At 72.4% G+C, this 17,391-nt stretch carries 20 protein-coding genes; 2 read left to right on the top strand and 18 right to left on the bottom strand.

Features of this window, described 5'->3' with window-relative positions; genetic code table 11:
• Positions 1-75 precede the first annotated feature (75 nt).
• Together E1283_RS13530 and E1283_RS13525 are read right to left on the bottom strand one after the other, a co-directional pair.
• Complete coding sequence (locus E1283_RS13530) at positions 76-819, bottom strand: prepilin peptidase (RefSeq protein ID WP_132818257.1); 744 nt, start codon at positions 817-819, stop codon at positions 76-78.
• Between the two features lie 228 nt (positions 820-1,047).
• Positions 1,048-1,596, bottom strand: coding sequence for a DUF1990 family protein (locus tag E1283_RS13525; RefSeq protein ID WP_132818256.1), 549 nt, complete (start codon positions 1,594-1,596; stop codon positions 1,048-1,050).
• Between the two features lie 101 nt (positions 1,597-1,697).
• Between E1283_RS13525 and E1283_RS13520 the strand changes: the two genes are divergently transcribed.
• Positions 1,698-3,518 carry a serine/threonine-protein kinase gene (locus E1283_RS13520; RefSeq protein WP_132818255.1) on the top strand — a complete coding sequence of 607 codons (1,821 nt, stop codon included), beginning with the start codon at positions 1,698-1,700 and terminating at the stop codon, positions 3,516-3,518.
• Between the two features lie 24 nt (positions 3,519-3,542).
• Here E1283_RS13520 and E1283_RS13515 read toward each other — a convergent pair whose 3' ends face one another.
• The 16 genes from E1283_RS13515 to E1283_RS13440 all read right to left on the bottom strand — a co-directional run bounded on the left by E1283_RS13515 (position 3,543) and on the right by E1283_RS13440 (position 15,974).
• Entirely contained in the window at positions 3,543-4,295 is a 753-nt protein-coding gene (locus E1283_RS13515) for an OmpA family protein (protein WP_132818254.1), read from the bottom strand.
• 13 nt (positions 4,296-4,308) lie between these two features.
• The gene (locus tag E1283_RS13510) at positions 4,309-4,917 is read right to left on the bottom strand and encodes a hypothetical protein (protein WP_132818253.1); all 609 of its coding nucleotides are present in this window, start codon (positions 4,915-4,917) and stop codon (positions 4,309-4,311) included.
• 34 nt (positions 4,918-4,951) lie between these two features.
• Positions 4,952-5,554 carry a hypothetical protein gene (locus E1283_RS13505; protein WP_243744818.1) on the bottom strand — a complete coding sequence of 201 codons (603 nt, stop codon included), beginning with the start codon at positions 5,552-5,554 and terminating at the stop codon, positions 4,952-4,954.
• Positions 5,555-5,574: 20 nt separating this feature from the next.
• Positions 5,575-5,769 carry a hypothetical protein gene (locus E1283_RS13500; RefSeq protein WP_132818252.1) on the bottom strand — a complete coding sequence of 65 codons (195 nt, stop codon included), beginning with the start codon at positions 5,767-5,769 and terminating at the stop codon, positions 5,575-5,577.
• A gap of 338 nt (positions 5,770-6,107) precedes the next feature.
• Complete coding sequence (locus E1283_RS13495; RefSeq protein ID WP_132818251.1) at positions 6,108-6,443, bottom strand: hypothetical protein; 336 nt, start codon at positions 6,441-6,443, stop codon at positions 6,108-6,110.
• Positions 6,444-6,507: 64 nt separating this feature from the next.
• Entirely contained in the window at positions 6,508-7,170 is a 663-nt protein-coding gene (locus E1283_RS13490) for a hypothetical protein (RefSeq protein WP_132818250.1), read from the bottom strand.
• A 26-nt stretch (positions 7,171-7,196) separates the two neighbouring features.
• Complete coding sequence (locus tag E1283_RS13485; RefSeq protein WP_132818249.1) at positions 7,197-7,496, bottom strand: WXG100 family type VII secretion target; 300 nt, start codon at positions 7,494-7,496, stop codon at positions 7,197-7,199.
• A gap of 99 nt (positions 7,497-7,595) precedes the next feature.
• Positions 7,596-8,489, bottom strand: a complete 894-nt coding sequence (locus tag E1283_RS13480) for a DUF5936 domain-containing protein (protein ID WP_132818248.1) — start codon at positions 8,487-8,489, stop codon at positions 7,596-7,598.
• A gap of 13 nt (positions 8,490-8,502) precedes the next feature.
• Positions 8,503-9,486, bottom strand: coding sequence for a type II secretion system F family protein (locus E1283_RS13475; RefSeq protein WP_132818247.1), 984 nt, complete (start codon positions 9,484-9,486; stop codon positions 8,503-8,505).
• Complete coding sequence (locus E1283_RS13470; RefSeq protein ID WP_132818246.1) at positions 9,486-10,826, bottom strand: TadA family conjugal transfer-associated ATPase; 1,341 nt, start codon at positions 10,824-10,826, stop codon at positions 9,486-9,488. The genes E1283_RS13475 and E1283_RS13470 overlap by 1 nt, the downstream gene beginning before the upstream one ends.
• Positions 10,827-10,844: 18 nt before the next feature.
• Positions 10,845-11,168: a TadE/TadG family type IV pilus assembly protein gene (locus tag E1283_RS13465; protein WP_243744817.1), complete on the bottom strand. Its 324-nt coding sequence runs from the start codon at positions 11,166-11,168 to the stop codon at positions 10,845-10,847.
• A 120-nt stretch (positions 11,169-11,288) separates the two neighbouring features.
• The gene (locus tag E1283_RS13460; RefSeq protein WP_132818244.1) at positions 11,289-11,660 is read right to left on the bottom strand and encodes a TadE/TadG family type IV pilus assembly protein; all 372 of its coding nucleotides are present in this window, start codon (positions 11,658-11,660) and stop codon (positions 11,289-11,291) included.
• Positions 11,657-12,880 carry a CpaE/TadZ family protein gene (locus E1283_RS13455; protein ID WP_132818243.1) on the bottom strand — a complete coding sequence of 408 codons (1,224 nt, stop codon included), beginning with the start codon at positions 12,878-12,880 and terminating at the stop codon, positions 11,657-11,659. Before E1283_RS13455 ends, E1283_RS13460 begins: the two co-directional genes overlap by 4 nt.
• Before the next feature lie 21 nt (positions 12,881-12,901).
• Complete coding sequence (gene cpaB, locus E1283_RS13450; RefSeq protein WP_132818242.1) at positions 12,902-13,651, bottom strand: Flp pilus assembly protein CpaB; 750 nt, start codon at positions 13,649-13,651, stop codon at positions 12,902-12,904.
• Between the two features lie 80 nt (positions 13,652-13,731).
• On the bottom strand, positions 13,732-14,619 hold the full coding sequence (locus E1283_RS13445; protein ID WP_132818241.1) for a hypothetical protein: 888 nt from the start codon (positions 14,617-14,619) through the stop codon (positions 13,732-13,734).
• 83 nt (positions 14,620-14,702) lie between these two features.
• Positions 14,703-15,974 carry an alanine racemase gene (locus E1283_RS13440; RefSeq protein ID WP_132818240.1) on the bottom strand — a complete coding sequence of 424 codons (1,272 nt, stop codon included), beginning with the start codon at positions 15,972-15,974 and terminating at the stop codon, positions 14,703-14,705.
• Between the two features lie 185 nt (positions 15,975-16,159).
• On the opposite strand from E1283_RS13440, the gene E1283_RS13435 reads away from it, so the two are divergent.
• Positions 16,160-17,371 carry a pyridoxal phosphate-dependent aminotransferase gene (locus E1283_RS13435; RefSeq protein WP_132818258.1) on the top strand — a complete coding sequence of 404 codons (1,212 nt, stop codon included), beginning with the start codon at positions 16,160-16,162 and terminating at the stop codon, positions 17,369-17,371.
• Positions 17,372-17,391 lie beyond the last annotated feature (20 nt).

Here is a 17,391-nt window from a genome sequence, read left to right as displayed (position 1 = left end):
GGGTTACGGACCGGCCCGAGGGGGGGTTTCCACCGTAACGCATGTCGGCGCCTCACGGATGCATCTGGACGTGAATTACGTCGCGAGTCCCGCCACACTCAGGCCGACGAGGGCGCCGAGCGCCATGAAGGGACCGAAGGGAACGGCCTCGCCGCGACCCGCCCGACCCGCGATGACCAGGGCGAATCCATAGCCGGCGGCCAGCAGGAAGCCGACGAAGGTGCCGGCGAGCACCGCCGGCCAGCCGTACCACCCAAGGGCGACTCCCACGGACAACGCCAGCTTGACGTCGCCGAAGCCCATGCCGTTCGGGTTGATCAGGAACAGCACCAGGTAGCAGCCGGCGAGCGCGAGGCCGCCGAGCAGCGCCCGGGGCCAGCTGCCGGCGGTGCCCGGGAACAGCGCCGCCACGCCGAGCCCGGCGGCGAGGCCGCCGGCCAGCGGCAGGGTCAGCGGGTCGGGCAGCCGCTGCACCGCGAGGTCGACCGTGGCCAACAGCACCGCCACCGGGACGGCGAGCAGCCAGACGACCAGCTCGGGGCGGGCGCCGACGCAGGCCGCGAGCAGCGCGCAGCAGCCGGCGGCGACGACGGCGGTCCTGGTCACCGACCTGGGCGGTGCGGCCTCCGGCGGGCAGGTGGCGCAGCGGCCGGTGCCCAGCCACCCCCCGACGGCGCGGCCGGGCAGCGGATGGCCCGCGGGGCAGGCCTCGCGCCAGGGTTCGCCGGCGGGCGCCGCGAACCGGTAGGCCGGCCGGGCGAGCAGCGCGCCGGCGAGTGCGCCGTACGCGGCGGCGACGACGATCAGCAGCGGGTGCACGGGCCGAGCGTAGGTGAGCGGCGACGCCGCCGAGGTCCCGGCCGGGAAAAACCATGCGGGCCGGTCTGCCCGAGTGGGGGGTGGGCAGACCGGCCCGTCGAATGGGCCGGACCGGAGCGGGGGGGTGGCTCACGGTCCGCCCGGCCAGCCGTCGCCGGGGTGGGAGTGGCGACGCTGGCAGTACAAGGCATCGGCTGGGGTGCCGACACGGGGAACCATACAGCACGGTCATGAGGGCTGTGACCCCCCTGCGGCGGGCCCTCGGCAGAGGCGGCGCAGGGCCCTGCCATAGGTCCAGGCCATGGTCCGCCGCGCGGTTCGGCCCAACGGACCGGCCAGTCTGACGTACCAGACGGCGGGCCGGCTGACGGCCGTGACCGTCAGCCAGACGGCGTCGTCCGACTCCCGCGTCACGACGAACGACTCCTCGCCGCACTCCGGGTGTCCGGGCAGTGTGCCGTAGGCGAAGCCGATCCGGTCCGGCTCCCGGATCGTCCACACCACCCGGCAGTCGCCGCCGATCCGCACCGGTCCGAGGCCGACCGCCACGGAGACGCGCACCCCCGGTTCTGCCGTCTCGGCTTGGGTGGTCACGCGCACCCCGGCCGCGCGGTGCATCCGCCAGCGCAGCACGGCCTCGCCCGCCGTGGCGGCGAGTTGGGCGCCGTGGCCGAGACGGGTCCGCTGGCGGAGGAGGTGGAAGCCGGCGGGTGGCGGTCCCGGTCGGGCGGTGACGCCGACGTGGGGGTAGGCGAGGTCGTCGATCGGTTCGGCCATGGCCCGCCCTCGCTCACCCGGCGGCCCCGGCCGGACCGCGCTCCCCACTAGGATGCGACGCGCGGTACGGGAACAGGCGGTCGAACCTGGGGGGCATTTTCATGACGGGAGCGGCGGGTCAGGACGGTTCCGGGGGTCGGCGTTCGGACGCCACCCGGTTCCGGGAGTTGGGCGACACCGATCCCCGGCAGGTGGGGCGCTACCGGATCCAGTCGAGGCTGGGCTCGGGCGGCATGGGCAGTGTCTACCTGTCGTTCACACCGGGCGGGCAGCCGGTCGCGCTGAAGGTGGTGCGGGCCGAGTTCGCGGACGACCCCGAGTTCCGGCGGCGCTTCGCCCACGAGGTGGCGGCGGCGCACCGGGTGCAGGGCGTCTACACCGTGCCGGTTCTCGACTTCGACACCGAGGGCGCGGCGCCCTGGCTGGCCACCGCCTATGTGCCGGGGCTCTCGCTCGGCGACGTGATCAGGGACCACGGGCCGCTGCCGGTGGAGACGGTGCTGCTGCTGGCCGCCGGGGTGGCGGAGGCGCTGCAGTCGATCCACGCGGCCGGCATCGTGCACCGCGACCTGAAGCCGGGGAACGTGCTGCTGTCCGGCGACGGCCCCAAGGTGATCGACTTCGGCATCGCGCAGGCGGCCGACGGCACGGCGCTGACCGGCACGGACGTGCGGGTGGGGACGCCGGCGTTCATGGCGCCCGAGCAGATCATGGGCACCCCGGCGGTCTCGGCCGCGACGGACGTCTTCGCGCTGGGCGTGCTCATCCACTTCGCGGCGACCGGCGGGCACCCCTTCGGCATGGGGTCCGCGCACAGTCTGATGTACCGCATCGTGCAGGAGGCGCCCGACGTGAGCGGCGCGCCGGCGGCGCTGCGCGGCCTGATCGGCGCCTGCCTCGCCAAGGATCCGGCGGCGCGGCCGTCCCCCGGGCAGGTGATCGAGTCCTGCCGCCAGTTGTCACCTGGCCAGGCCCTCGCCCGCCACGACGGCTGGCTGCCGGCGCCGGCCGAGGCGGAGGTGACCCGGCTGCGCCAGGCGGGCCCGCCGATGGCCGGCCGGACACCGACGGCGGTGTCGGTGCCGCCGACGCCGCCCCCTCCGACCACCCGGCCGGCGATCACCCAGCCGGCGATCACCCAGCCGATCGCCACGCCATCCGCACCCGGCGGACGGCGCCGGCTCGCACTGCTGCTGACCGCCACCGCGGTGGCCGCCACCCTGGTGGGCGCCGTGCTGGGCGCGCGCCTGCTCGGCGGCGACTCGGGCGACGGGAGCGACGGCCGAAGCGACACGGCATCGGACGGCGAGACCGGGGCCCCCGACACGGAGACCTCGCCGGGGAACAGCATGCCGGAGCGGCAGGAGGAGGACCCGCAGACGGTGGAGGAGCCGGTCCTGGACGGTCGGTACGAGGTGGTGCAGAGCGACGTGGCGCTGCCGATCCGGGCGCCGGCATACCGCGAGGACACCAACGGAACGACTTTCGGCCACTGCTACGGGGCCAACCTCACGCTCGTCGGCTTCGACACGCTCACCGTCGAGACGAGCCTCCAGTACGGAAACAGCGGTCACATCACCGACTACGCCCAGTCGGCTCTCCAGTACATGTTCTGCGACGACGAGCAGGTGACGCAGGACGGCATCTCGTTCACCTCCGACCTGTTCGTCGGCACCACGGAGGATCGCGCAATCGGTGCGGAAGGCTGCTACGAGGCGGCGCACTCGTCGCCGCTGCCCAATCCCGTGTCGCCCGAGGACATCGTCGGCGACACGGTCCTGAGGGAGAACATGGGCATCTGTGTCGAGACCCGGGACGGCGCGGTGGTGCTGCTGTGGATCGACTCGGTGGAACCCGATCCCACCAGGAGGGACATGCGCAGCTACATCACCACCGCCACCCAGTGGCTGCCCGCCGAGTAGTGACGGCGGGGCGGGCCGCGGGCCTCACTCGGCGGTGGGCCAGGAGATCTCGACCCGCCGGTTGCGCTGCCGGCCGTCGTCGGTGGCGTTGTCGTAGAGCGGGTAGTCCTCGCTGTAGCCGCGGACGTTGAACTCTATGCCGGAGGCGTCCCCGATCAGGCCGAGCAGCACCTGCTGGGTGTTGCGCGCCCGCTCCTCGGAGAGGGTCAGGCCGTAGTCGTACGAGCCCTGGTCGTCGGTGAAGCCGAAGATGTTGACGCGGGGCGGCTGGTACTCGTCGATGGCGGCGGCCACTTCGAGCAGCGCCTCCTCCGCGGCCGAGGAGAGCTCGGAGCTGTTCTCGTCGAAGAGGACGTCCGTCTGCAGCGTGAACTTCCGCGTACCGCCGGTCTGTTCCTCGCGTTGGCCACCGGCGGGCTCCTGCCCACCGCCGGTGTCGTCCGGTGCGTCCTCCTCCGGAGTGCCGCTCGTCTCCTCCTCCGGAGTGCCGCTCGTCTCCTCCTCCGGGGTCTCGGTCGTGTCCTCACCGGTACCCAGGTCCTCGGTGACGAACTTGACGTCCAGCACCCGCGGGTCGGCGAGGGTGGCGCCGTCGGTCAGCATCAGGCCGGCAGCCTCGGGATCGATGTCCGGGGCGGCCGGCGCCTCGTACCCGGGTGGTTGCTCGATGGGCTCGTCGCCCTCGTCGGCCAGAGCGGGACTGCCGAAGGCCAGCACGGCGGCTCCGGTCAGGGTGACCATGGCGACGCGGCCTGAGTGGTGTGCTCGGTTCGTCATCTGCCTGCTCCGCTCAACGGATCTCGATGGTGGCCGGGGGCATCTGACCGATCTGGAAGTCCACCTCGGTCGTGGCCGGGTCGGGCTCGGGGAACTGCGCGTACCAGCTCATCGTGTCCCCGGCCTCGATCTGGAGGCCGAAACCGGTGCACAGGCAGCGGCCCGCGGTGTCGCGCAGGATCAGGTACCGCTTGCCCTCCTCACGTGCGGTCAACGTGGCGCCGGCCATCGAGAAGTCGTTGCCCGCCAGTTCACTCTCGTCACCGGCCCACGCGGCCGTGCCCCAGGCCTCCCCGCCGCCGTTGTAGATGGTGCCCTCGATGGTGAGGAAACCACCGGACTGCCGCTCGGCGCTGGTGACCGTCATGGTGATCTCCTGCTCGCCCGTCACCTCGGCCAGCACCACCTCGGACTCGCCCTCGCCCGACTCGGCGTCGTCCGTCGGCTCGTCGTCGCCCGAGTCGCCGCCGCCCTCCGTGGTCTCCTGCGACGAGCCGGCGGCGCCGTCGTCCTCGTTCCCGTCGTCACCGCCGCCCCCGCAACTGGCCACGGCGATGACCAGGGCGGCGCCGAGCGCCACCACGATCAGAATGAGGCGTGACTTGTTATCACGGAGATCCATCAGGCGCCATTCCTTCGCATTCTCTTGTTGGAGATCAGTCTTCCAGGTAGACCCGGAACAGGTCCCGGGCTTCCGGCCTTCCGCCGTCGTCGCCGGGGTCGAAGGACCAGTCGCGATCCTCGTCGCAGCGGAGGTCGACCCGGTCGTCCTCGTCCTGCTCCTCGTCCCCGCCGTCGTCCTCGTCCTGGCCCTCGTCCTCCGTGAGCTCGCACAGTCCGCGGATCACCGCCGTCGCCTCGGCACTCGCCGTCTCGCTCTCGGTGCCGGGTATCAGGGAGTCCCCCACCGTGCCGCGCGTCTCGACGACCACCAGGTAGCGGTCGCTGAGCGGGGCGCAGTCGGTGACGTCGGCGTCGTTGCGGTCGGCCAGCCGCTGGGCGGCCGCGCAGGGCGGCCCGTCGGGCAGGTCGAGGCCGTCGAGGATCCCGCCCAGATCGACATCCTCACCGGCGTCCTCGCCGATCCCGTCGAGGAAGTCGTCGTACAGCAGGTCCCGGGCCTCCTGCGCGGCGGCCAACGCGGCCGCGTCCGCCGCGGACTGACCACTGCTGCGGGTGAGCGCCGCCTGCGCGAAGACGAAGAAGATCAGGGCCGCCGTCAGCGCCCCGGTGATCAGCCAGATGTAGAGCGGGAACACCGCTCCGCGATCGTCGCGGGTTACAGAATCCTGCCGACCGCGTCGCGCACCGCGTCGGTGACCAGCCCGGGGATGCCCAGGCCCATGACCCCGACCACCACCGCTGCGATCAGCAGCAGCAGCCCCGCGTACTCCACAAACCCCGCGCCGCGGTCGGCGTAACGGCCCTGTGTCCGTTCCGCGATGGCGCGTCCCCACTGCAGCAGCCTGGTCATGGCGTCCCTCTCCTCCGGCTGTTGTCGGCTCAGCCGGCTTGCTCGGGCCCCTGCGCCTCCACCCCTTACGGTACTGCGGAGTAGCGCTCCCGGATATGGGGGACGGTGGGCAACTCTGCCCAGGTGGCGCTCCTTTGACGGTGCCACGCACCATGCCCGACCCCCTCCCAGCGGGCGAACCCGTACACCTGTCGGCACTGACTGTGCCACACCGGACGCGACTTGGGCAGGGAGACCCGGGTGAACGCGAGACGTCACCCCGCGCGGTGTGGCGGTCCGAGCAATGTGCCCGCCTCCCGGAGCGGTGAAACTCCGAGGGCGGGCACGAACACCAGTCGTCAGACCGCCTGTTGTGAGCCGTCCGAGCCGCCGTCGCCGCCGCTCTCGCTCAGCGAGCTCTCCAGGTCGGTCTCGAACTCGCCGACGGTGCGGATCACCGTGTCGGCCATCTCGGCCAGGCCGTCCAGCTGTTCGCTGATGTCGCCGCGGCCGTCCTTCCAGCCGCTGACGAAGTCGTCGAGCGCGCTGACGATCCGGTCGTCGCCGAACGAGTCGTTGTACTGGTCGAAGGTGTCCCCCGTGCGGTTCATGTACTCCTTGACGCTGCGCAACTGCGGGCCGAACTCGCTGAGCGCGCTCAGCGGGATGGCCATCCGTTCGCCGCTGTCCGCCATGCCTCTGCCCTCCCCTCTGGGTCCTCGGTCCGCCGCGGTCCTCGGCGGTCCTGCGCGGGTCTCGCTACTCGCCCTGCTCCGGCGTTCCGACGAAGCGGAAGGTGGAGGTGATCGCGTCGAAGACGTCGAAGAACGAGTCGGCCAGGTCGAGCACCTGGCTGCTGCCCGCGACCAGCGCCACGGCCCGCTCGTCGCCCGGCACCGGGATGAAGGTCTGCATCAGCACCGCCCGCACGGTACGCGAGTCGCCCGGGACCGGGATGTCCTCGATGCCGCGGGTGCGGGCCGCCGTGCCGACCTCCGGGATGTCGACGGTGCTCACCTCGCGCCAGGCATCGCCCTCGCGCCTGGCCTGCCGGGTGCCGAGCTGGCCGATGATGGCGGCCGGGTCGGTCGGCAGCACCTCGCCCGACGAGGTGCGCGCCCCGACCAGGGAGACCGTCACCGAGGCGGTGATCGGCGGACTGCCGCCGAAGCTCTGGGCCATGCAGCCGCAGTACTGCGCGCCCGAGTCCCACGCCTGGCGGGCCTGCCGGCGCAGGAAGGAGGTGATCACCTCGCGGTGCTCCGCCATCGCGGGGACGGCGCGCACCCGCTCGTCCACCATCCGCCGGATGCTGTTGTCCCGTGTCTCGGGGCGCAGGTCGAACTCCCACCAGGTGTCCGGCACCGATATCCGGAACCCCTGGCGCTCGATGGTGACCGCGTCGGCCCACTTGTCGGCCATGGTCGTCGCTCCTCCCTCCCGGCCCGCTAGCCGCGGAGACCTTCCTCTAGCTGCTGGTCGAGATCGGAGAACCCGTCGGCCGCGCCGTGCAGGAAGTCGCCGAGGCCCTGAAGGGCCTCCATGGTCTGCCGGGCGCCGTTCGTGAACTCGTCGTACTTCTGGTCGAAGGCCGTGGCCGAGCGGGACACGTAGCCGTCCTGGACGAGGTCGGAGATATAGGTGCGCAGCATCGTGAACTTCTCGAGCAGCGCGTCCTTCTCGTCGACGAGCCGGTCCCCCGCGTTGTGCATGTCCTGATACGTGACGTCGAGGTCACCTTCGGCCATGTGACACACCCCCTTCGGGACAAGACTAGTGGCCGTCGCGTCCGCACATCCCACCGGATTCGTAACAGGACCTCAACGGACCGGCGGCACGCGGCCTCGTCAGGGGCCGTCGAGTATGGAGCCGAAGTCGGTGCCGGAGCCCAGGATCATGCCGGTCACGATGATGATCATCGTGGCGGGCACCATGAACACCAGGGTGGCCAGGGTGGCCATCGGGATGGCGCGGGCGGCGCGGCGGCGGGCGTTCTGGGCGTCGGTGCGGCGCATGTCCTTCGCGATCTGGATCAGGGTCTCGGCGATCGGCGAGCCCAGCTCCTCGCCCTGCTGGAGCGCCGAGACGAACTGGTTGACCGGCTCCGAGTCGTTGCGGCGGCGCAGCTCCTCGAACGCCTGCCGGCGCGAGACGCCGACGTCCATCTGGCGCAGGGTGATGCGGATCTCGTCGGCCCAGGGCCCCTCGTAGCGGGCGGAGACCCGGTCGAGCGCCTGCCGGAAGCCGAGGCCGGCGGAGACGACGACGGCCAGCACGTCCAGGAAGTCGGGCAGGGTGCGGTCGATGACGTCGCGCCGCTCCCGCACGCCCTGCCAGATGGCGGCGTCGGCGGCGAACAGGCCGAACGCGGCGGACAGCAGACCGAACACCGGCCAGCCGGCCGCGACGAACAGCAGGGTGGTCAGCAGCCCGAAGACGCCGTAGACGGCGCGCCGGGCGGCGTAGCGGTCGATGGTCAGGCCGCCGGGATGGCCGGCCTGGTCGATCCGCCGGCGCTTGCGGTCCACGGCCTTGCGGCCCATCAGCCGCAGCACCAGGGGCGCGAGGCGGATGCCGAGCCGGTCGACGGCCGAGCCGCCGGCCGAGACCCGGGTGGAGCCGACCTCAAGCGCCAGCGCGAGGTCGGCGGGGAGTCGGGCACCGGAGCGCAGCATCCGGACGGCGGTGACGATGCCGAACACGGCGGCGCCCATCGCCAGGCCGAGCAGCAGTCCGACCATGTGGCAACCCTCCCTAGACGTCGATCCGGCCGAAGCGGCGGACGACGACGAAGCCGACGATATAGAGGCCGAACGCGATCACCATCGCGATCTGGCCGGCGGTGGAGCCGGTGACCCGGCCGAGCGCGCCGGGCGACATCGCGTTGATCATCAGCAGCGCGCCGAGGCCGAGCGCCGGCACGGTGACGGCGGTGGCGTTGATCTCGGCGAGCATGGTGCGCACCTCGCGCCTGGTCTCCTTGCGTTCCTCCAGGGTCTCGGTGAGGTTGCGCAACGAGGCGACGATGGTGCCGCCGGCCCGGTTGGCCAGTATCAGGGTGGTGACCAGCACGTTGAGCTCGCGGGACGGCAGCCGGTCGCCGAGTTCGGCCAGCGCCTCCTCCATCGACCGGCCGACGGCCAACTGGTTGGCGACGGTGGCGAGTTCGGCGCCGGCCGGGTCCTCCATCTCCTCGGCGGCCATGGAGAGGGCGGTGCGCATGGCCAGGCCGGCCGCAGTGCCGTTGGCGATCAGCCGGGCGAGTTCGGGGAGTTGGCTGATGAACCGCTCGGTGCGGCGGGCGCGCTGCCAGTTGAGGAAGGCGTTGCCGCCCCAGAGCGCGACGGCGCCGCAGAGCGGGCCGAAGAACGGCGCGAGCACGGCGGAGCCGATCAGCCAGAGCGCGGCGAAGGCGGCCAGCACGTAGGCGGCGTACTCGCCGACGGTCAGGTCGAGGCCGGTGGCCCGCAGCTTGTGCCGGAGCCGACGGCCGAGGCCGGTGTCGCGCAGCCGCCGGTCCAGGGCGTCGAAGCGACGCCGGCGGCCCGGCGGCCGGTCGGTCGGCTGGCCGGCGGCCGCCCCGGCCGCCCCGGCGGCGCCGGGCGCCGGGGCGGCGAGCCGGTCGACCAGGGTGCGGGCCTGGGCGCGGCCCGAGACGTAGGCGTGCAGCCCGGCCACGGCGCACAGCAGCGCCAGCAGCAGGAGCCCGACGGTCAGTGTCGAGAGGCCGCTCCCCATCAGTACGCCTCCCGGATGGCGAGGTGGGTGTCGTCGAGGTGGACGCCGAACGCCTGCGGGATCTGCTCGCCCGCCAGGTAGAGCCGGTCGGCGACGGCCCGCGGCACCGGGTGGTGCCGGAACCTGCCGTGCACCCGACCGTCCGGGGTCATCGGCTCGGCGCGGAACTCGGCGACGGGGGCGATCGCGAACGGCTCGCGGCCGTGCGAGGCGAGGAACGCGACCTCGGCGATCCGACGCGAACCGTCGGGATGCCGCACGAGCTGCACGAGGACGTCGACGGCGCTGTTGATCTGGTCGCGCAACGCCTCGAAGGGCACGCGGAGTTCGGACATGGACGCCAGGGTCTGGAGCCGCATCAGCGCGTCCTCGGCGCTGTTGGCGTGCACGGTGGCGAGCGAGCCGTCGTGACCGGTGGACATGGCCTGGAGCATGTCCAGGGTCTCGCCGCCGCGGACCTCGCCGACGATGATGCGGTCGGGGCGCATGCGGAGGGAGTTGCGCACCAGGTCGCGGATGGTGACCTCGCCCTTGCCCTCGATGTTGGGCGGCCGGGACTCCAGGCGGATCACGTGGTTCTGCTGGAGCTGGAGCTCGGCGGCGTCCTCGACGGTGACGATGCGCTCGCCGTCCGGGATCAGGCCGCTGAGGGCGTTGAGCAGGGTGGTCTTCCCCGACCCCGTGCCGCCGGAGACGATCACGTTGAACTTGGCGCGGACCAGGGCGGAGAGGAGCAGCACCAGGTGCTCGTCGAGGGTGCCGAAGCCGATGAGTTCGGGCAGCGTGTAGGCGCGCGGGAAGCGGCGGATGGTGAGCGTGGCGCCGGAGAGCGAGAGCGGCGGGATGATGACGTTGACGCGCTCGCCGGTGGGGAGGCGCGCGTCGACCATCGGGTTGGACTCGTCCACGCGGCGGTTGACGGTGGAGACGATGCGTTCGATGGTCTGCATCAGCTGCTCGTCGGAGGCGAAGCGGATCGGCAACCGTTCGACGCGGCCGGAGCGTTCGACGTAGATGTGGTCGGGGCCGTTGACCATGATCTCGGTGATGGAGGCGTCCTCGAGGAGTGGTTCGAGGATGCCGAGGCCGAGGGCCTCGTCCACGACGCGGCGGATGAGGAGGGCGCGCTGCTGGGTGGAGAGGACCGGGCCCTCGCGGCTGAGGATGTGGCCGAGCACCCGCTCCAGACGGTCGCGGCGTTCGGTCGTGGTGAGGGACGACATCTCGGCGAGGTCGATCTCCTCCAGCAGCTTGGCCCGGTAGGTCGCGACGAGGCGCCCGTCACCGGGACCGGCGTCGGCCGGCTCCTCGGCCGCGGTGATACGGGATTTCAGGCCCATCGCACGGTGCTCGCTCTCTCAGTCGCAGGGCATGGTGACGGTTCGGCTGGCGTTGCCGATGTTCTGGAGGAACGGGATGACGGAGGGGACGGAGACGCTGGCCGTGGCGGTCGCCTCGTCGCCGCAGTGCGTGATCGCGAAGCTGGTCCGCTCGGCGAAGAACCCGCTCATCGCGGCCCGCCCGTTGCTCTCCGCCCGGGCGGCGATCTCCTCCTGCGCCGCCGTCCGCGCGGCGGCTCGGGCCGCGGAGCCCGCCTGCAGGGCGGCGTACCCGGCGACGCCGAGCTGGAGCGCGGCCAGCGCGACGATGAGCAACAGCGGCACCCACCCCACGAACTCCACGGCGGTGACGCCGGCGTCGCCCCGGCCGCGCCGGCGGCGGGGCCGGGCGGCGGCCGGCTCCGGCGCGCCGGTGGGGGCGGACCGGGAGGGGCCGGGGCCGAAGCCGGGCGCAGTGATGGCTCAGCCCTCCTCGACGGCGCCGGCGCGGCCGGTGACGGTGATGGGGAGACTGAAGGCGCCGGGAAAGAGGACGGGGACGTGGAGTTCGACGACGGCCTGGCGGACGTCGCCCTCCAGGGGGCAGGAGACGGAGGCGTCCCAGGCGCCGGATATCACCCGCAGGGCGGCGGCCTGGCAGTCGCCGCCGGCGGCGGCCGCGCGGGCGCCCTCGTCGGCCGCGTTGCCGGCGAGCGAGAAGGTGTAGCCGATCACCACGCACTGCCACATGACGGCAAGCATCACCAGGACCAGCGGGAACAGGCCGGCGAACTCCACCAGCACCGCACCCCGGTCCCCGTCCCGGTGCTGGGGTGCCGCCGTCGCCGGCGTCATCCCCGCCTGCCCCGGCGGCGGCCGCCGGCCGCCGCGTTCTCCGGCGGGGTGAGCCCCACCTCGGCGGCCAGCGCCCACATCGCGCGCCGCACCTGGCCGCGCGCCTCCAGGTCCTGGATGCGGCCGGCGTCCTGCGCCTCCTGCAACTCCCGGAAGCCGGCCGGGATCACGCCGCGCGCCACCTGGGTGCCGGTGATTCTGGCGATCAGCTGCGGCTGGATGGCGCTGGCCCGGCTCATCCGGTTGACGACGGTCAGCGTCTCCTGCGCCTTGCGGATCTGCAGCCGGTCCCACATCCGCACCATCCGGTTGACGGCCCGGACCGAGATCACGTCCGGCGTGGTGACCAACAGCGCCGCGTCGGACAGCTCGATGGCCGCCGCGTTGGCGGCGTTCATGTGGGAGCCGCAGTCGACGACGACCACGTCGTGCCGCGCCCGCACCGCCATCAGCAGTTGCCGGGCGGTGGCCTCGCTGACGTCCTCGCCGCGCTCGCCCTCGGCCGGCGCGATCAGCATGGAGAGGCCGGTCTCGTGGCTGAACACGGCCTCGCCGAGCACCTGCGGCGAGATGTCGGCGATGCCGGCCAGGTCGGCGACCGAGCGGCGGAACTGGACGTCGAAGTAGGAGCCGACGTCCCCGCAGAGCAGGTCGAGGTCGACGAGGATCACGCCGCGCCCATAGCCGCCCGACGTCTGGGCGGCCAGGGCGAGTTGGGTGGCGAGCAGGGTGGCGCCGACGCCGCCCTTGGCGCCGGTGACGGTGACGATCCGGCCGCCGGGGCCGGTGGCGACGGCGTCACCGGCGCCGAGGTGCCGCCGTACGCCGGCCGCCCAGTGTGCCGCGGCGGCGATCCGCGCGGCCAACTCCTCGTAGGACAGCGGGAGGCCCGCCAGGCCGCGGGCCCCCGAGTCCATGGCGGCCGAGTAGAGGCCGGGGCTCGGGTTCTCGGAGACCAGCACCACGCCCACCGCGGGGAACCGCAGCGCGACCTCCCGGATCAGCTCCAACGCCGGGAGCGGGCCGACCCGTTCGTGCAGGACCACCACCTCCGGGAGGTCGGCCACGGACTCGTGGCCGAGGCCGGCCAGCGTGTCGAGGAGGGTGGTGGAGTCCGGCACGGAGCGCATCGGCTCGCTGTCGGGGAGCTGGCTGAGCAGGGTGATCAGGGCACGGGCGGTGTCCGGGTCGCCCACCGCGGGGAGAACGCGCGTCGTCATCGGAACGGGTCACCTGCTTCCTTACGGGAAGAGCGCGTCGAGATCGAGGTGCGGATCTCCCGCGTTGTCACCAATGATGGTGTACGTACGCTCCTCGTCGGGGATCTCCCGCTCGTCCCCGGGCGCGACCAGCGCGAGCCGCACCTGTTCGGCGAACGCCTCGGCGTAGGTGACCCGTTGGGCGTCCAGGTTGTCCAGGGCGAAGGTGATCGGCACGGCGTCCGTGCTGTTCCGCTCGTCGTCGATCACCTCGGTCAGGTCGCCGACCTCGATGACCTCGGCGTTGTTGACCATCAGCCGGACGATCTCGTACTCCTCCTCCACGTCGCCGTTCCGCTCCTGGACCCGGAAGGCGGCGTACATGTTGATGGTGGCGCCGGGATAGATCTTGCCGGCCACCCCGGTGGCGGCGTCGATCATGACGGCGATCTCCTGCTGCCCCTCGTCGAGTTCGGGCCGGTCGGAGAGCATGTCGCGCTGGAGCAGCGAGCCTTCCCGCAGCGGCCCTATGGCGACCTGCCCCTCCACCTGCTCGGGGTCGGTGACCGCGGAGTCCGGTATGTAGCGCTCGGGGATGGAGACCTCCCGCAACTGGTCGGCCGTCACCTCCTCGTAGGGCTCGACGTCCTCGCGCAGTTCGTAGGCCGTGACCTCGGGGCCGACCCGGGACTCCACGTCGTTTATCACCCCGAGCACCCCGGCGAAGGCGCCGAGCGCCAGCAGGACCGAGACGACCAGCAGCAGGATGCCGCGTCGCTGGCGAGCGTTCATGAAGCGTGTCTACCTTCTCGTCTTGCGGCACGTGGTCGTTGGGGCGGCCTTGGGGTTGAGGGTTTCCTTCGTGACGGCGTTTATCCGCCGCCCGGTGCCAGTGCTCGGCGCCCGGCCGCCGCTATGGCCCGCGGTGCCCGCTCCCGCTGGTGCGGCACGGGGGCGGAGCAGAACGCGCAGCGGTCGCCGATGAGGGTGAGGCCGCACCAGTGGCAGTTCTCCTGCCGCATGGAGCTGACCATCTGGTAGAGCAGTGACGCGTCGGGGATGGCGGCGGCGAACTCGACCACCTTGGGGGTGGCCCACCAGCCGCTCGAGTCGGTCGGCAGCGGCACCGGGCGGACCGCCTGGACCTGCCACTGGCGGGCGAGCAGGCCGGTGACCCAGGCGCTGTCCAGGTTGCCGGCGGCGTAGGTGAGGGCGGTGGAGAACTGCGGCCCGGCGAGGGTGACTTCGCCCTCGGCGCGTACGAGTTGCGGGGTGGGGCCGGCCAACACGGCGCACTGGCCGCCCGGTTGGCGCCCGCCGCCGGGGGCGGTGGGGAGGGCGATCGGGACGCGGTCGAGCCGGCTGCCGGAGGCGAGCAGCGCGCCGGCGTAGATGTAGTGGGCCAACAGCCGGGCGGAGGCGCCGAGTACGCCGGGGGCCAGGTCGCTCGCGGAGAGCTGGCGCAGCTGGCGGACGAGCACGGCGGTGCCGAGCGGCGGCAGCGCGCTGGGCAGCAGGGCTATCCGGTCGGTCTCCAGCATGGCCCGCACGGCGTGCAGCCGTTGGACGTGGGCGCGCGGCACGGTGGTGGGGTAGACCGCTATGAAGTAGCCGTGCTGCTGGATGAGTTGGCCGGCCTCGGCGAGGGCGTCGGCGAACTCCTGGCCGTCGGGGCCGGTGAGCACGTGGGCGCCGGGGGTGTGCGGGTCGGTGGGTGGCAGCACCAGGTCGGCGCTGGTGACCGCGATGGCAATCGGCATCGCCGCTTCCCCCCTTGGTGAGTCTGCCCGCCGGAAGCTGCGGGCAGCTTATCGAGTGCGGGCGCTCGGAAGACCGCAAGCCCTCAAAAGAAAGTGCGGATGTAGTCCGTGACCGTGCCGTCGCCCGCGACGAGCGGGATCAGCGGCCACTTCTCGAAGATGGTGCAGGGGTGGGACATACCCAGCGCCACCCAGTCCCCCACCTCGGGCCCGGCGGTGTCGTCCGACACGGTGACGAACGCGTGTTGGTCGGCGAGGCGTACGACGTCCAGGCCGGCGCCGCCGCGCACCCGTCCGTCGGCGCCGCGCACCGCCTGCACCAGCGGCAGGCCGAGGTCGTAGGCGATGTCGCGCTTGCCGGCGTTGAGCAGGGCGAGGCCGGGCTCGGGCCGGGAGACGACCTGGGCCCAGAGTCGGAAGGCGGGCAGCAACGACCCTTCCTGCGGTATCCGGTTGAAGGGGGTGACGTGCCGGTAGCGGCCGTCGTCGTGGGAGACGTAGGCGCCGGAGCGGAGCATCCGGCACACCGGCCGCGACAGGTCGGGGAGTTCGCCGAACGCCTCGGCGACGGCGTCGAACCAGGCGCTGCCGCCGGCGCTGACGATGATCTCGGGCAGCCCGGCGAACCGGCCCGCCTTGTCGAACTCGACGGCGAGACCGCACAGCAGGTCGAGCCACTCCCGCACCGACTCGCCCTCGGCCTCCGGCAGTTCGCCCTCGTAACCGGCGACGCCCACCAGCCGCAGGGTGTGGGTGGCGGCGACGGCCTCGGCGACCTCGGCGGCCTGTGCGAGGTTCCGGACCCCGCTGCGGGCGCCGGGTGCGCCGAGCTCGACCACCACCTCGACCTGGCGGACCGCGCCGGCCGCGCGCAGGGCCTCGTCCATCAGCGCGACGCCGCGCGTCGAGTCGACGTAGCAGACACAGCGGAACACGGGGTCGTCGTCCTGCTCGGCGGCCAGCCAGGCGAGGGCGGCCGGGTCGACCAGTTCGTTGGCGAGGAAGATCCGCGGCACCCCGAAGGCCCTGGCCACCCGGGCCTGGTGCGGGACGGCGACGGTGATGCCCCAGGCGCCGTGGTCGAGCTGGCGTTGGAAGAGCTGCGGGGCCATCGAGGTCTTGCCGTGCGGCGCGAGGTCGAGGCCGTGCCGGTTCGCGAAGCGCTGCATGGAGCGCAGGTTGTGGTCGACGGCCTCGGCGGAGAGGGTGAGCACCGGGGTGGTGAAGCCGCCCGTGTAGAGGTCGCGCCGCTCGGCCGCCAGCTCGCGGATCCGGTGCCCCGTCGCGTCGGGCGGCAGGCCCTTGAAACGGTGGTCGATGATCTCGTCGGCGAGCGCGTCGAGCGGTCTGGTCATGGCGACTCCGTGGCCGTTGGAGTGGTGCTGCCGTCCCGGCGGCTCCGCCGGGATCCCCGCACCCTACCTAGCACCGGGTAGAGGGCGGGTCAACGCAGTGCGATCGTCACGTTACGTCCGTCACTACCCGGGTGGGCGAAAACACAGGGCGACCCGCGTTACACGGTCGTAAGGTTGCCAGCATGATGCAGGTGATCCAGTCGGCCAAGCTCGCCAACGTCTGTTACGAGATCCGGGGCCCGGTTCTCGACGAGGCGCAGCGGCTCGAGGCGGCCGGTCACCGCATCCTGAAGCTCAACACGGGCAACCCCGCGGCCTTCGGTTTCGACTGCCCGCCGGAGATCCTGGAGGACATCCTCCGCAACGTCTCCTCGGCCCACGGCTACGGCGACGCGAAGGGCCTGCTGGCCGCGCGCCGCGCCGTCACCCAGCACTACCAGACCAAGGGCATCGACCTGTCCGTCGAGGACGTGTACCTGGGCAACGGCGTCTCCGAGCTGATCCAGATGTCGATGCAGGCGCTGCTCGACGACGGCGACGAGGTGCTGGTGCCGGCCCCCGACTACCCGCTGTGGACGGCGTCGGTGGCGCTGGCCGGCGGCACGGCGGTGCACTACCGGTGCGACGAGCAGTCGGACTGGATGCCGGACCTGGCCGACCTGGAGCGGAAGATCACCGACCGGACCAAGGCGCTGGTGATCATCAACCCGAACAACCCGACCGGGGCCGTATACGACCCGGCGGTGCTCGAGCAACTGACGGACATCGCCAGGCGGCACCGTCTGGTGGTCTGCTCGGACGAGATCTACGACCGGATCCTCTACGACGGCGCGACCCACACGTCGACTGCGGCCGTCGCGCCCGACCTGCTGACGCTGACGTTCAACGGCCTCTCCAAGAACTACCGGGTGGCGGGCTTCCGCTGCGGCTGGCTTGCGGTGTGCGGTCCGAAGGACCACGCCAGGAGCTACGTCGAGGGCCTGACGATCCTGGCCAACATGCGGCTGTGCGCCAACATGCCGGCCCAGTACACGGTGGCGGCGGCGCTCGGCGGCCGGCAGTCGATCGAGCAGCTGGTGCTGCCGGGCGGCCGGATGCGGGAGCAGCGGGACGTGGCGCACGAGCTGCTGACGTCGATCCCGGGCGTGACGTGTGTGAAGGCGCGCGGCGCGTTGTACGCGTTCCCGCGGCTCGATCCGAAGGTGTACAAGATCAAGGACGACCGGCAGATGGTCCTCGACCTGCTGCGGGCCGAGAAGATCATGATCGTGCACGGCACGGGGTTCAACTGGCCGGAGCCGGACCACTTCCGCATCGTGACGTTGCCGCCGGCGGACGAACTGCGGTCGGCGATCGAACGGATCGGCTCGTTCCTGGACGGCTACAGCCAGTTCTGACCGTCCCGGGGGTGCTCCCC

It is taken from the genome of Streptomyces hainanensis (assembly GCF_004348415.1).
Taxonomy (GTDB): Bacteria; Actinomycetota; Actinomycetes; order Streptomycetales; family Streptomycetaceae; genus Streptomyces; species Streptomyces hainanensis.
Note: the sequence above shows the minus strand (reverse complement) of the source record. Positions and strands in the feature narration are given on the sequence as shown.